This is a genomic window from Streptomyces sp. NPDC005435, assembly GCF_040703155.1.
Taxonomy (GTDB): Bacteria; Actinomycetota; Actinomycetes; order Streptomycetales; family Streptomycetaceae; genus Streptomyces.
In genome coordinates this window covers 41,274-54,167 of record NZ_JBEXEQ010000010.1, presented here as the reverse complement: position 1 = coordinate 54,167, position 12,894 = coordinate 41,274, and the positions used below count along the sequence as shown (strand labels likewise).

The window sequence follows — 12,894 nt, the reverse complement described above, 5'->3', positions numbered from 1 at the left end:
CACCGCTACCAGCGCGCCGCTCCCCCACGGCGACGGCGCGCGCCCGGCCCACCCGATCGGGTTGCGCCCGTGGCCCACGCTGGACGCGGGTACGCGCGCGTGACGCGGGGTCAGGACGCCGGCCCCTGTGCCCGGCTCACGTCGTACACCCCCGGCACGTCGCGCATCGCCCGCATGAGGGCCGGGAGCCGTGCGGCGTCGGGGAGTTGGACGGTGTAGCTGTGGTGGACGCGCTGCTCGGTGGGCGGGGCCACGGTCGCGGAGACGATCTCGGCGCCCTCCAGGGCCATCGCCTCGGTCAGGTCGGCCAGCAGATGCGGGCGGCCGAACGATTCAGCGACCAGGGTGACCCGGCATCCGGCGCTGTCCCCCCAGCGCACGCCGACCTCCGCGCGCCCCCGCTCCCTCATGCGCTCCGCCACCGCGCACTCGGCGCGGTGCACGGTCACCACTCCCCCGCGCACGGCGAAGCCGTTGATCCCGTCGGGCGGCACGGGCGTACAGCACCCGGCGAGGCGTACGGCGGCCCCGGGCGTGTCCGCGATCACGTCGGCGCCCGGGCGGCGCTCGGCGGGGGCACCGGCGGCGGGGCGGGCCGGGGCGGCGCCGTCGGCGGGGGCCCGCGTCTCGTCGGGCCGGTCGTCGGCGACGGGGTGGGCCGCGAGCCACCGCTGGATGGCGATGCGCGCGGCCGGGGTATGGGCGTGCTCCAGCCATTCGCGGGAGGGTTCGGAGGCGGGGTCCTGGCCCATGAGGAGCTGCACGGTGTCGCCGTCGTGCAGGACGGTGCTCAGCCGCGCGAGGCGGCCGTTGACGCGGGCGCCGATGCAGGCGTGGGCGTCGTCGCCGTACTGCGCGTAGGCGGCGTCGACGCAGGTGGCGCCCTCGGGCAGGCCCAGGGTGCCGCCGTCGGGGCGGAAGACGGTGATCTCCCGGTCCTGGGCGAGGTCCTCGCGCAGGGTGGACCAGAAGGTGTCGGGGTCGGGCGCGGCGCGCTGCCAGTCGAGGAGGCGGGAGAGCCAGCCGGGGCGGGTGGGGTCGGCGCGCTCGCCGTCGGCCGCCGCGGACTGCTCCTCGGGCGCCGTGTAGGGGTTGCCGAGCGCGATCACGCCCGCCTCCGCGGTGCGGTGCATCTGGTGGGTGCGGATGAGGACTTCGGCGATCTGGCCGTCGCCGCGCGCGACGGCGGTGTGCAGCGACTGGTACAGGTTGAACTTGGGTACGGCGATGAAGTCCTTGAACTCCGAGACGACGGGCGTCATGCAGGTGTGCAGCTCTCCGAGGACCGCGTAGCAGTCGGCGTCCTCGTTCACCAGGACGAGCAGCCGGCCAAAGTCGGTGCCGCGCAGTTCGCCACGTTTGCGGCTGACGCGGTGGACGGAGACGAAGTGGCGCGGGCGGATGAGGACTTCGGCGGGGATGTCGGCCTCGCGCAGCACCGCGCGCACCTCTTCCGCGATCTCTTCGAGCGGGTCGTCGGCGCGGGCGGCGTTCTCCGCGAGGAGTGCTCTGACGGTCCGGTACTCCTCGGGATGGAGGATGGCGAAGACCAGGTCCTCCAGCTCGGTCTTGAGGGCCTGCACACCGAGGCGTTCGGCGAGCGGGATGAGCACGTCGCGGGTGACCTTGGCGATGCGCTCCTGTTTCTCGGGGCGCATCACGCCGAGGGTGCGCATGTTGTGCAGGCGGTCCGCGAGTTTGATCGACATCACGCGTACGTCGTTGCCGGTGGCGACGAGCATCTTGCGGAAGGTCTCGGGTTCGGCGGCGGCGCCGTAGTCGACCTTCTCCAGCTTGGTGACGCCGTCGACCAGATAACGGACCTCCTCCCCGAACTCCTCCCGCACCTGCTCCAGCGTCACCTCGGTGTCCTCGACGGTGTCGTGCAGCAGCGAGGCCACCAACGTGGTCGTCTCCGCGCCGAGTTGGGCCAGGATCAGGGTGACGGCGAGGGGGTGGGTGATGTACGGCTCGCCGCTCTTGCGCATCTGGCCGCGGTGCGAGGACTCGGCGAGTTCGTAGGCGCGGCGCAGCGGGTCGAGGTCGGCGTCGGGGTGGTGGGCGCGGTGGGCCTCGGCCACGTGTCCGATGGCGGCCGGGAGCTTGCCCCGGGTGGCGGGGCCCAGCAGCGCGGCCCGGCCGAGGCGGCGCAGGTCGATCCGGGGCCGGGCCTTCCTGCGGGCCACGGTGGGCGCTGTGGGCGCGACCGGGCCGGCGGTCGCAGGGTTCGTGGCCTCCGCACTCATGGGCACCTCCGGCTCGTGGACCGGTGGACGGGGCTGCGGGGCGTACGCGGCTCAGGGATGGCGACGTTCCCCCGTCCGTGCCGGTGCTTGATGCTACCGAGCCCATCACGCGCGATTGACCGCCTCCCGCCGAGCGTGAAACGGATCACCCATTCGAGCGATGGAAATGAGGTTTGAGGTTTGCGCCACCTGGCCTGAAGTCGTCCGCGGTTTCGAACCGGACCGGTGGCGCGGCCGTCACCGCCCCGGCGTCCCGCGTCGCCGGGGCGGTTTTCCGGCCTGCTCAGCCGAGGGTGCCGGCCAGCCATATGGCGTCGATCTCACCCTCGGCGACGATCACGGCGGGGCCCGTCATCTCGATCTCCCCGTCGGGCCGCTCGGTGATGACCAGGCGGCCGCCGGGCACGTCCACGGTGTACGTGGCGGGGAGGCCGGTCACGGCCGGGTCGGCGCCGTCGCGGCGGGCGGTGGCCACGGCTACGGCGCAGGCGCCGGTGCCGCAGGAGCGGGTCTCGCCGGAGCCGCGCTCGTGCACGCGCATCGCGACGTGCCGGGGGGCCCGGTCGGCCACGAACTCGACGTTGACGCCGTCGGGATAGGCGCCGGCCGGGCTCACGGGCGGGGCGTCGTACAGGTTCCCGGCGTGGTCCAGGTCGGCCACGAAGGCGACGGCGTGCGGGTTGCCCATGTTCACGTTCCGCGCGGGCCAGCTGCGCTCGCCGACGGTCACCGTGACCTCGCCCCCGGGCAGGCGCGCGCGGCCCATGCCGACGGTGATGTCGCCCCGGGCGCCGGCGGAGGTGGCCTTGTCGATGTGGACACGCTTCACGCCGCCGCGCGTGGCGATCGCGAGGTCGCCTTCGCCCACGTGTCCGGCGTGCTGGAGGTAGCGCGCGAACACCCGGACGCCGTTGCCGCACATCTCCGCGATCGAGCCGTCGCTGTTGCGGTAGTCCATGAACCACTCGGCCTCGCCGGCCATGTCCTTGGCCTCGGGGTGGGCGGCGGACCGCACCACGTGCAGCACCCCGTCACCGCCGATGCCGGCGCGGCGGTCGCACAGGGCGGCGACGGCGGCCGGGGACAGGTCGAGGGCGTTCTCGGGGTCCGGAACGATCACGAAGTCGTTCTCGGTGCCGTGGCCCTTGAGGAAGGCGATCCGCGTGCTCATGGATTCGATCGTACGGCGTCACGGGCGAGGCCGTTGGGCGGGCCGCCCGTCCTGTGGACAACGCGCCGCCGTCCCGTCGGGCCCTGTGGACAACGCCTCGCCGCCCTGGTGAAAGGCGTGGTCGGCGGTGCGCGGAACGTCAGCGCAGCCGGGCCACGCGCCACACCGCGAGGAAGGCGACGACGGCGATCACGAGCACGTAGGCGAGCACGACCCGCCAGTCCGGGCGGCGGCCGGAGCCGCGCGCGGGCAGGCCCGGCCAGGTGTAGCCGACGCGGCGGGCGGCCATCATGCCCCAGCCGGCCGCGCAGGAGCAGATCAGCAGGCCCAGCATGGCAATCACCGCGCCGCTGTCGCCGAAGTCGAAGGCGAGCGGGAAGGCGAACATCAGGGAGCCGAGCGAGGCGAGGCCCACGATGGGTGCCAGCTGCCAGATGCGCAGCCGCCGCTGCGGACGCAGCTCGACCTCGACCTCCGGACCGCTCGCGTACATCTCCTCGGGCGTGGGTCCGTCGGCGGTCACGCCGCCCGCCACGTCCTCGGGTCCGTCGTCGGTCAGACGGTCCTCGCCCCGGTCCGGCCCGTCACCGTCGGTGGTGACGTGCTCGGTGCCTGGTGCGGTGTCACGAGGGCCGGCCTCCATCGCCACGCGCCCTCCCAACTAGGACTTCCACTGGTCGATCGAAGCTCGATGATGGCACGGCGCCGCCGACCGCGTTGACCGGCGGCGCATCCCGATGCCATGACGTGATCAGGCTGTAACCGGTCGTTCGAGCAATGCGAGCGCCCGCTCAGGGAGTTCCCCCCGGTCCGCCGCCGCGCCGCTCAGCCACTCCACGCGCGGATCGCGGCGGAACCAGGTGTCCTGACGGCGCGCGAAGCGCTTGGTGGCGCGCACGGTCTCGGCGCGCGCCTCGTCCTCGGTGCAGTCCCCGGCCAGCGCCGTCAGGAGCTGCTGGTAGCCGAGCGCGCGGGACGCCGTACGGCCCTCGCGCAGCCCCTGGGCCTCCAGGGCGCGCACCTCGTCCACGAGTCCGGTCTCCCACATGACGTCGACGCGGCGCGCGATGCGCTCGTCGAGTTCGGGGCGGGCGACGTCGACGCCGATCTGGACGGTGTCGTAGACCGAGTCGTGGCCGGGGAGGTTGGCCGTGAAGGGCTTGCCGGTGATCTCGATCACCTCGAGGGCGCGGACGATGCGGCGGCCGTTGCCGGGCAGGATGGCGCGGGCCGCGCCGGGGTCGGCGGCGGCGAGGCGCGCGTGCAGGGCGCCGGGGCCGCGCAGGGTCAGCTCCTCCTCCAGGCGGGCCCTGACCTCGGGGTCGGTGCCGGGGAACTCCAGGTTGTCGATGGCTCCGCGCACATAGAGGCCGGAGCCGCCGACCAGGACGGGCCAGCGGCCCTCGGCGAGCAGGGCGTCGATCCGGGCGCGGGCGAGCTTCTGGTACTCGGCGACGGAGGCGGTGACCGTCACGTCCCAGATGTCCATGAGGTGGTGCGGTACGCCGCCGCGCTCCTCCTGGGTCAGCTTGGCGGTGCCGATGTCCATGCCCCGGTACAGCTGCATGGAGTCGGCGTTGATCACCTCACCGCCCAGCCGCTGGGCCAGGAAGACGCCGAGATCGGACTTTCCGGCCGCGGTGGGTCCGACGACGGCGATGACACGGGGGGCGCGGGATGCACTGCTCACCGCACCAGTTTCGCAAACCCCGGGGCCCGTCCTCCAACGAGTGATGATCCGGGGGCGGCCGGTGACATGCGGAACCGGAGCGGACGCGGGGTGTGACACGCGGTACGCACGGGTAGACGTTCCCCGCAAGCAGGCGCATCACGCGCAATTGGGTGTTTCCGGAAGGTGGACCATGGGTCTGTTCGACAACGTGAAGGCCGGACTCGACACGGCCAAGGAGAAGGCGGCGGACCTCGCCCGCGAGCACGGCGACAAGGTCCAGGACGGGATCGACAAGGCCGCCCACCTCGTCGACGAGCGGACCAAGGGCAAGTACAGCGACAAGATCCACACCGGTACGGACAAGGCGAAGGAGGCCGTGGAGAAGCTCGCCCACCAGGACGACGCGAAGCCGGGCGACGGGGGTGCCCAGACGCCGCCGAAGGCCTGACGCCCGGGCGTCAGCTCCAGGAGGCGACCAGGTAGCCGACGCCGTAGGGGGCGTCGTCGTACAGCAGGCTGCCGCCCAGGTCCGCGCCGTCGGCCGCTCCGGCGAGGACCTGCCAGGGGGCTCGCCCGGATGCCTTGAGTTCGCGGGCGAGCCCGGCGTCCAGGGCGGTGAGGGCGGCCAGGTCGGCCGTCGCGAGGGCGCGGGCGGCGTCGGCGTCGAAGGGGGCGGCGCGCTCGTCGAGGTAGCCGGGCGCCTTGACGGTGCGGCAGGCGCTGCCGTCGCCCATCACCAGCAGGGCGGTGCGCCCGTCCTCGGCGCCGATCACCCGGCCCAGCGCGGCACACCGCTCGGGTGTGAGCGTGTCCTGCACGCCGACGCCCTCGACGGGGAACTCGACCCACCCGCAGCGCTCCAGCAGCCACGCCGCCACGGCCAGCGAGTGCGGCAGCCCGGGGCCGGCCGGTCCGGTGTCCGTGGTCGGTCCGGCGTCCGCAGCCGGGCCGAGCCGTACGGCCAGGTCGACGCCGAACCCGCGGAAGGAACCCCCCGTGCCCTGCGCGTAGAGGCCGCCGCGGTCGTCGGGGCCCACGATCATCAGCCGGTCCGGGCGGGCGGCCGCGAGGACGCCCAGCGCGTCCGCGCACGCGGCGCGGGCGGCGTCCAGCTCGGGCGCGGCACCCGAGGCGACCTCGGGGACGAGCAGGGGCGGGCAGGGGCAGACGGCGGCTGCGACAAGCATGATCGGCAGCGTAACCCCGGACGACGGTGAATCCGTCATGACCGGAGCGCGCCGGTGAACGTGCCGGTGGCCCCGGCCCGGAGTTCGTCCGGGCCGGGGCCACCTCGTGTCGGACACCCCGGTGCCCCGGGGTGTCGTAACCCGGTCAGTCGCAGCCGCAGCCGCTCGCCGCGACCGGCAGCGGCTCGGGAACGCCGATCTTGGGCAGGCCGAGCATCACGCCGGGCTGCTGGGCGGCCTCGGCGGCGTTGCGCTTCTCCCAGGCGTCGCCCGCGCGGGTGCGGCGCACGGCGAGGACGGGGCCTTCGGCGAGGAGGTGGTGCGGGGCGGCGTAGGTGACCTCGACGGTGACCATGTCGCCGGGGCGGACCTCCTCGTCCGGCTTGGTGAAGTGCACCAGGCGGTTGTCGGCGGCGCGGCCGGACAGCCGGTGGGTGGCGCCGTCCTTGCGGCCCTCGCCCTCCGCGACCATCAGCTCCAGGGTGCGGCCGACCTGCTTCTTGTTCTCCTCCCAGGAGATCTCCTCCTGGAGGGCGACCAGACGCTCGTAGCGCGCCTGCACGACCTCCTTGGGGATCTGGTCCTCCATGGTCGCGGCCGGGGTGCCGGGCCGCTTGGAGTACTGGAAGGTGAACGCCTGCGTGAAGCGGGCCTCGCGCACGACGTGCAGCGTCTGCTCGAAGTCCTCCTCGGTCTCGCCGGGGAAGCCCACGATGATGTCGGTGGTGATGGCCGCGTGCGGGATGGCCGCGCGGACCTTCTCGATGATCCCGAGGTAGCGCTCCTGACGGTAGGAGCGGCGCATGGCCTTCAGCACCGTGTCCGAGCCGGACTGGAGCGGCATGTGCAGCTGCGGCATCACGTTCGGCGTCTCGGCCATGGCGGCGATCACGTCGTCGGTGAAGTCGCGAGGGTGCGGGGAGGTGAAGCGCACGCGCTCCAGGCCCTGCACGTTGCCGCAGGCGCGCAGCAGCTTGCTGAACGCCTCGCGGTCGCCGATGTCGGAGCCGTAGGCGTTGACGTTCTGGCCGAGCAGCGTGATCTCGCTGACGCCCTCGGCGACCAGCGCCTCGATCTCGGCGAGGATGTCACCGGTCCTGCGGTCCTTCTCCTTGCCGCGCAGCGCCGGGACGATGCAGAAGGTGCAGGTGTTGTTGCAGCCGACGGAGATCGACACCCATGCCGCGTACGCGCTCTCGCGCCGGGTCGGCAGCGTGGAGGGGAACGCCTCCAGCGACTCCGCGATCTCGACCTGCGCCTCCTCCTGGACGCGGGCGCGCTCCAGCAGCACGGGGAGCTTGCCGATGTTGTGCGTGCCGAAGACGACGTCGACCCACGGCGCCCGCTTCACGATGGTGTCGCGGTCCTTCTGCGCGAGGCAGCCGCCGACCGCGATCTGCATCCCGGGCCGGGACGCCTTGCGCGGCGCGAGACGGCCGAGGTTGCCGTAGAGCCGGTTGTCGGCGTTCTCACGGACCGCGCAGGTGTTGAAGACGACCACGTCGGCGTCGCCGTCCGCCCCCTCGGGCGCGCGCACGTACCCGGCGTCTTCGAGCAGGCCGGACAGCCGCTCGGAGTCGTGGACGTTCATCTGGCATCCGTAGGTGCGGATTTCATACGTCTTCGATGATTGAACGTCCACCACGGGGCTCCGGTCGCTGCTGCTGGTCATGCATCAAGGGTAGGCGCTCCCCGGAGGCCGCCATCGCAGTGCCGCCGGTGCGCGACGGCGTCAGGCGCCCCCGGGTATCCAGCCCTGGCGGCGCAGCACCGCCGACACGTCCGGGGCGCGGTAGTGCTCGCCCTTGAGGACCTTGCCGTCCTCGCGGCGGAGGACCTCGCCGTCGGGGCCGAGCTTGCTCATGTTGGCGCGGTGAATCTCGGCGATCACCTCGTCGAGGTCGATGCCGTGGACCAGGGCCGTGCCGTAGGCCACGTAGACCACGTCCGCCAGTTCCTGCGCAAGGTGGTCCAGGGGGCCCTCGACCGAGACCTCCGCGACCTCGGCGGCCTCCTCCGCGAGCAGTTCCCCTCGGTGCGCGGCCAGTCGCGGGGAGACCTCGGCGGGGGTCTCACGGGCGTCGAGGCCGAAGGCGCGGTGGAACTCTCGGACGAGGCGGGCGGGAGAAGTGCTCATGCGGGCGACTCTAGCCGCCGCCACCGACAGCGCCCGGAGTTGTCCACAGGCCCTCCCCGCCGGGCCCGGGAGTTGTCCACAGGTGCGCCGGAGGCTCTGGCAGGCCGCCGTCCGGGCTGGCAGGATCCCCCGCATGTCCACAACGTTCCCCGTGCCCGGCCGGCGGCCCGTCCTGTGGGGCACGGCCGTCGGCGTCGTGCTCCTCGGGCTCCTGGCGTGGTGGCTGCTGCCCCTGGGCGACGAACCGCCCACCGGCAAGGTCGTCTTCAGCACGGGCACCTCCCGGGGGGTGTACGAGGAGTACGGGGAGCACCTGCGCAGCGCCCTGGCCAAGGACATGCCGGGGCTGAAGGTGGAGCTGAGGCCGAGCGCCGGTTCGCAGGAGAACGTCCGGCGGGTGGCGGACGGCGAGGCCGACTTCACCATCGCGGCGGCCGACGCGGTGCAGTCGTACGAGCTGAGGAACCCCGCGAAGGCGGACCGGCTGCGTGGGGTGGCCCGGCTCTACGACGACTACGTCCAGCTCGTCGTGGCCCGCGATTCCAAGATCACCAGTGTGGCGGACCTGCGGCACAAGCGGGTGGCCACCGGGCTGAAGGACTCCGGGGTCCAGCTGATAGCCGAGCGGGTGCTGCGCTCCGCCGGCATCGACCCGCACAAGGACATCACCCCGATGTCCGTCGGGATAGACAACGGGCCGGACCTGCTGCGGAACGGCACGGTGGACGCCTTCTTCTGGTCGGGCGGTCTGCCGACGAAGGGGCTGTCGGGGCTCGCGAAGAAGTGGGCGTTCCGGTTCGTGCCCATCGACGGCAAGCTGGTCGGCAAGCTGCACAGCGAGGGGGAGGCGGCGCGCTACTACCGGACGGCCAACATGCCGGAGTCGGCGTACCCGTCGGTGCAGCGGGGCGGCACGGTGGCCACGATCGCGGTGTCCAACCTGCTGGTGACCCGCAAGGACATGGACCCCCGGCTCACCGAGTGGGTGACCCGCACGGTGATCAAGAGCCGTGACCGCATCGGGGAGCGCGTGCACTCCGCCCAGCTGGTCGATCTGCGCACCGCCATCTACACCGACCCGCTGGCCCTGCACGACGGGGCGCGGCGCTACTACCGGTCCGTCAAGCCCTGACGGACCCGGTCACCGGGCCGCCTCCGGACTCCGGCGGAACCGGACCAGGGTGCCGGCAGAACTCCGGCAGGACTCCGCACGCCCGCTCCGGCAGGCCCCCGCCCGCCCTCTCCGGCAGGACCCCGCACGCTCCAACGCGCCCCCGCCCGCTCAAGGATTCCGCGCCACCGTGACCGTCACCCGCAGACCCCCGGGCTCGTGGTGCCCGTAGCCGATGCCACCCCCGGCCGCCGCGAGCAGGGCGCGGCTGATGGACAGGCCCAGGCCCGAACCCTTGACGTTCTGGTGCCGGCCGCTGCGCCAGAAGCGGTCGCCCACGCGCGCCAGTTCGTCCTCGGTGAGGCCGGGCCCGGTGTCGGTGACGACGACGGTCGCGAAGTCGCCGCGTGAGGAGACGGTGACACGCACCTCGCCGTCCTCGGGGGTGAACTTCACGGCGTTGTCGATCACCGCGTCCAGCGCGCTGGACAGGGCGATGGGGTCGGTCCAAGCGGTGGTGGGCGGACAGTCGCCGGACAGCCGTACGCCCTTGGCGCGGGCGGTCGGGGTCCAGGCCGCGACCCGCTCGTCGGCCAGCGCGCCGATGTCGGTCAGCCGGAGGTCGGCCTCGGCGTGCTCGGCGAGCGCCAGGTCGAGCAGGTCGTCGAGGACCTGGGCGAGCCGCTTGCCCTCGGTGCGGACGGAGGCGATCTCCTCGTTGTCCTCGGGGAGTTCGAGGGCGAGGAGTTCGATGCGCAGCAGCAGGGCCGCGAGCGGGTTGCGCAGTTGGTGGGAGGCGTCGGCGACGAAGGCGCGCTGCTGCTCCAGGACGTCTTCTACGTGGTCCGCCATCTCGTTGAACGAGTGCGCCAGGCGCCGGAGTTCGGGCGGTCCCCCGGCGGCCGCGACACGGGACTTCAGGCGCCCGGTGGCGATGTCGTGGGTGGTGGCGTCCAGGACCCGTACGGGCCTGAGCACCCAGCCGGTCAGCCGTAGCGCGGCCCCGACGGCCAGGAGCATCGCGGCGACCTCCCCGGCCCCGATGAGCAGCCAGCCGCGCAGGGTGCGCGCGCGCATCTCGTCGGTGGGCGAGTCGGTGACGACCACGGCCACGACGTCGCCGTCCCGGATGACCGGTGAGGCCACGACCAGCCGGCTGTGCTGCCATGGCCACGCCTGACCGGGGTCGTGGCTCCGCCGGCTGAGCAGCGCCTCGTCGAAGGCGGCGCCGAGCTCACCCGTGCGCGGTATCCGCCAGTGGGCCGGTGCGCTGCCCATGGCCGTACGGCTGCGGTAGAAGACACCGGCGCGAATGCCGTAGACGTCGTAGTAGCTGTCCAGTTCGCGCTGGAGCGTCTCCAGACGCTCGTCGGGGACGGCCGCGCGGGCTCCCTTGGGCGCGTCGGTGACGAACTGGGCGAGCGCGGCGAAGCGCGCGGTGTCGTCGATGCGGTCGACGACCACCTTCTGCTGCTCGGCCGCGGCCAGGCTGACGGCGAGCGGCACACCGAGGGAGAGCAGGACGGCCGCCATCAGGACGATGAGCAGCGGCAGCAGCCGGGTGCGCACCCCTGCCCGCTATCCGGCCGGGGCGACGAGCCGGTAGCCCACGCCGCGCACGGTCTCGATCAGCGCGGGGAGCCGGAGCTTGGAGCGCAGGGAGGCCACATGCACCTCCAGCGTGCGGCCGGTGCCCTCCCAACTGGTGCGCCAGACCTCGCTGATGATCTGCTCCCGCCGGAACACCACGCCGGGCCGTTGCGCGAGCAGGGCGAGCAGGTCGAACTCCTTGCGGGTGAGCGGGACGACCGCGCCGCCGACGCTGACCTGCCGGGTGGGCAGTTCGATGCGGACCGGACCAAGAAGCAGGGCCGTGCCCTCGGCGCCGGCCGCCGCGTCCTCCTGGACGGTGCGTCTGCTGACGGCGTGGATGCGGGCGAGCAGTTCGCCGGTGTCGTACGGCTTCACCACGTAGTCGTCGGCGCCGAGGTTGAGCCCATGGATGCGCGAGCGCACGTCGGAGCGGGCGGTGACCATGATGACCGGGGTGGCGGTCAGCTTGCGGATCTTGCCGCAGACCTCGTATCCGTCCTGGTCGGGCAGGCCCAGGTCGAGCAGGACCACGCCGAAGCACTCGCTGTCGGGGACGAGTGCCTGAAGAGCCTCCTCGCCGCTGCGCGCGTGGGTGATGTGGAAGCCGTGCCGGGTGAGGACGGCGGACAGAGCTGCGGCGACGTGGTCGTCGTCCTCGACGAGCAGCAGTCTCATCCCGGCCCCCTCCGGTTCGTTGTGCGTACGGTCATGGTTCGCGTGCGGTTGTCACGCGGTGCACGCGCGCGTGCACCATGGCAGTGATGCCGATGGAGGAGTACGGCGTCAAGAGCGTTCGGGTCGCCCGCTGCTTCCGTTATCCGGCCGATATTCACACTGAGGGCAAGTGCTACGACACGTGTCCGATTGCTATCGGATCGTGATGCTCAGATTCACCTCAGATCTGATGACGCTGGTCGCCGCGCCTCACTAAGGTCCACCGGAAACCGAGGAGGACGGAGCCCGAAAGCGATGACCGAAGTATCGGTGGCCAAGGAGGACGCGGCCGCCACTGACGAACTGGTCGTCCTGAAGAGCGTCAACAAGCACTTCGGCGCGTTGCATGTGCTCCAGGACATCGACCTGACGATCGCCCGCGGCGAGGTCGTCGTGGTCATCGGGCCCTCCGGGTCCGGCAAGTCGACGCTGTGCCGCACCATCAACCGCCTGGAGACGACCGACTCCGGCTCGATCACGATCGACGGCAAGCCGCTGCCCCAGGAGGGCAGGGCGCTGGCCCGGCTGCGGGCGGACGTCGGGATGGTGTTCCAGTCCTTCAATCTGTTCGCGCACAAGACCGTGCTCGAAAACGTGATGCTGGGCCAGCTCAAGGTCCGCAAGGCGGACCGCAAGCAGGCCGAGGAGAAGGCCCGCGCCCTGCTCGACCGGGTCGGCGTGGGCACCCAGGCCGACAAGTACCCCGCGCAGCTGTCCGGCGGTCAGCAGCAGCGGGTCGCCATCGCGCGCGCCCTGGCGATGGACCCGAAGGTCATGCTCTTCGACGAGCCGACCTCGGCCCTGGACCCCGAGATGATCAACGAGGTTCTGGAGGTCATGCAGCAGCTGGCCCGCGAGGGCATGACGATGATCGTGGTCACCCACGAGATGGGCTTCGCCCGCTCGGCGGCGAACCGCGTGGTCTTCATGGCCGACGGCCGCATCGTCGAACAGGCCACGCCGGAGCAGTTCTTCAGCAATCCGCGCAGCGACCGGGCCAAGGACTTCCTGTCGAAGATCCTGCACCACTGACCGGACGCACCCACTGATCGCCGGGCGGCTC

12 protein-coding genes are annotated in these 12,894 nt (G+C 72.5%); 3 read left to right on the top strand and 9 right to left on the bottom strand.

The window, feature by feature from the left end:
* Positions 1–110: 110 nt before the first annotated feature.
* From AB0898_RS14535 to miaA, 4 genes are all read right to left on the bottom strand, one after another.
* Positions 111–2,246 (bottom strand): HD domain-containing protein, encoded by a 2,136-nt coding sequence (locus tag AB0898_RS14535; protein ID WP_366803247.1) that lies wholly within the window; start codon positions 2,244–2,246, stop codon positions 111–113.
* Between the two features lie 283 nt (positions 2,247–2,529).
* Positions 2,530–3,417, bottom strand: coding sequence for a diaminopimelate epimerase (gene dapF, locus AB0898_RS14530; protein WP_366803246.1), 888 nt, complete (start codon positions 3,415–3,417; stop codon positions 2,530–2,532).
* 139 nt (positions 3,418–3,556) lie between these two features.
* Positions 3,557–4,060 carry a hypothetical protein gene (locus AB0898_RS14525; protein ID WP_366803426.1) on the bottom strand — a complete coding sequence of 168 codons (504 nt, stop codon included), beginning with the start codon at positions 4,058–4,060 and terminating at the stop codon, positions 3,557–3,559.
* 108 nt (positions 4,061–4,168) lie between these two features.
* Positions 4,169–5,107 carry a tRNA (adenosine(37)-N6)-dimethylallyltransferase MiaA gene (gene miaA / locus AB0898_RS14520; RefSeq protein WP_366803245.1) on the bottom strand — a complete coding sequence of 313 codons (939 nt, stop codon included), beginning with the start codon at positions 5,105–5,107 and terminating at the stop codon, positions 4,169–4,171.
* Between the two features lie 172 nt (positions 5,108–5,279).
* On the opposite strand from miaA, the gene AB0898_RS14515 reads away from it, so the two are divergent.
* Positions 5,280–5,537, top strand: coding sequence for an antitoxin (locus AB0898_RS14515; protein ID WP_366803244.1), 258 nt, complete (start codon positions 5,280–5,282; stop codon positions 5,535–5,537).
* Positions 5,538–5,547: 10 nt separating this feature from the next.
* On the opposite strand, the gene AB0898_RS14510 is transcribed toward AB0898_RS14515, so the two are convergent.
* From AB0898_RS14510 to AB0898_RS14500, 3 genes are all read right to left on the bottom strand, one after another.
* On the bottom strand, positions 5,548–6,276 hold the full coding sequence (locus AB0898_RS14510) for a class III extradiol dioxygenase subunit B-like domain-containing protein (protein WP_366803243.1): 729 nt from the start codon (positions 6,274–6,276) through the stop codon (positions 5,548–5,550).
* Between the two features lie 145 nt (positions 6,277–6,421).
* Entirely contained in the window at positions 6,422–7,948 is a 1,527-nt protein-coding gene (gene miaB / locus AB0898_RS14505) for a tRNA (N6-isopentenyl adenosine(37)-C2)-methylthiotransferase MiaB (RefSeq protein WP_366803242.1), read from the bottom strand.
* 60 nt (positions 7,949–8,008) lie between these two features.
* Positions 8,009–8,413, bottom strand: coding sequence for a MazG nucleotide pyrophosphohydrolase domain-containing protein (locus AB0898_RS14500; protein WP_366803241.1), 405 nt, complete (start codon positions 8,411–8,413; stop codon positions 8,009–8,011).
* Between the two features lie 133 nt (positions 8,414–8,546).
* On the opposite strand from AB0898_RS14500, the gene AB0898_RS14495 reads away from it, so the two are divergent.
* Positions 8,547–9,545, top strand: a complete 999-nt coding sequence (locus AB0898_RS14495; RefSeq protein ID WP_366803240.1) for a TAXI family TRAP transporter solute-binding subunit — start codon at positions 8,547–8,549, stop codon at positions 9,543–9,545.
* 150 nt (positions 9,546–9,695) lie between these two features.
* Here AB0898_RS14495 and AB0898_RS14490 read toward each other — a convergent pair whose 3' ends face one another.
* Both AB0898_RS14490 and AB0898_RS14485 read right to left on the bottom strand, forming a co-directional pair.
* The gene (locus AB0898_RS14490; RefSeq protein WP_366803239.1) at positions 9,696–11,093 is read right to left on the bottom strand and encodes a HAMP domain-containing sensor histidine kinase; all 1,398 of its coding nucleotides are present in this window, start codon (positions 11,091–11,093) and stop codon (positions 9,696–9,698) included.
* A gap of 9 nt (positions 11,094–11,102) precedes the next feature.
* A complete protein-coding gene (locus tag AB0898_RS14485) occupies positions 11,103–11,792 on the bottom strand; it encodes a response regulator transcription factor (protein ID WP_366803238.1) in 690 nt (229 codons plus the stop codon).
* Positions 11,793–12,086: 294 nt separating this feature from the next.
* Here AB0898_RS14485 and AB0898_RS14480 point away from each other — a divergent pair, with 294 nt between their 5' ends.
* On the top strand, positions 12,087–12,863 hold the full coding sequence (locus AB0898_RS14480) for an amino acid ABC transporter ATP-binding protein (protein WP_366803237.1): 777 nt from the start codon (positions 12,087–12,089) through the stop codon (positions 12,861–12,863).
* Positions 12,864–12,894: the final 31 nt, after the last annotated feature.

Coding starts and splice junctions, on each gene's coding strand:
- AB0898_RS14500 (WP_366803241.1), bottom strand. CDS start 8,413: ATGAGCACTTCTCCCGCCCGCCTCGTCCGAGAGTTCCACCGCGCCTTC.
- AB0898_RS14510 (WP_366803243.1), bottom strand. CDS start 6,276: ATGCTTGTCGCAGCCGCCGTCTGCCCCTGCCCGCCCCTGCTCGTCCCC.
- AB0898_RS14485 (WP_366803238.1), bottom strand. CDS start 11,792: ATGAGACTGCTGCTCGTCGAGGACGACGACCACGTCGCCGCAGCTCTG.
- AB0898_RS14495 (WP_366803240.1), top strand. CDS start 8,547: ATGTCCACAACGTTCCCCGTGCCCGGCCGGCGGCCCGTCCTGTGGGGC.
- AB0898_RS14535 (WP_366803247.1), bottom strand. CDS start 2,246: ATGAGTGCGGAGGCCACGAACCCTGCGACCGCCGGCCCGGTCGCGCCC.
- miaB (WP_366803242.1), bottom strand. CDS start 7,948: ATGACCAGCAGCAGCGACCGGAGCCCCGTGGTGGACGTTCAATCATCG.
- dapF (WP_366803246.1), bottom strand. CDS start 3,417: ATGAGCACGCGGATCGCCTTCCTCAAGGGCCACGGCACCGAGAACGAC.
- AB0898_RS14515 (WP_366803244.1), top strand. CDS start 5,280: ATGGGTCTGTTCGACAACGTGAAGGCCGGACTCGACACGGCCAAGGAG.
- AB0898_RS14480 (WP_366803237.1), top strand. CDS start 12,087: ATGACCGAAGTATCGGTGGCCAAGGAGGACGCGGCCGCCACTGACGAA.
- AB0898_RS14525 (WP_366803426.1), bottom strand. CDS start 4,060: ATGGAGGCCGGCCCTCGTGACACCGCACCAGGCACCGAGCACGTCACC.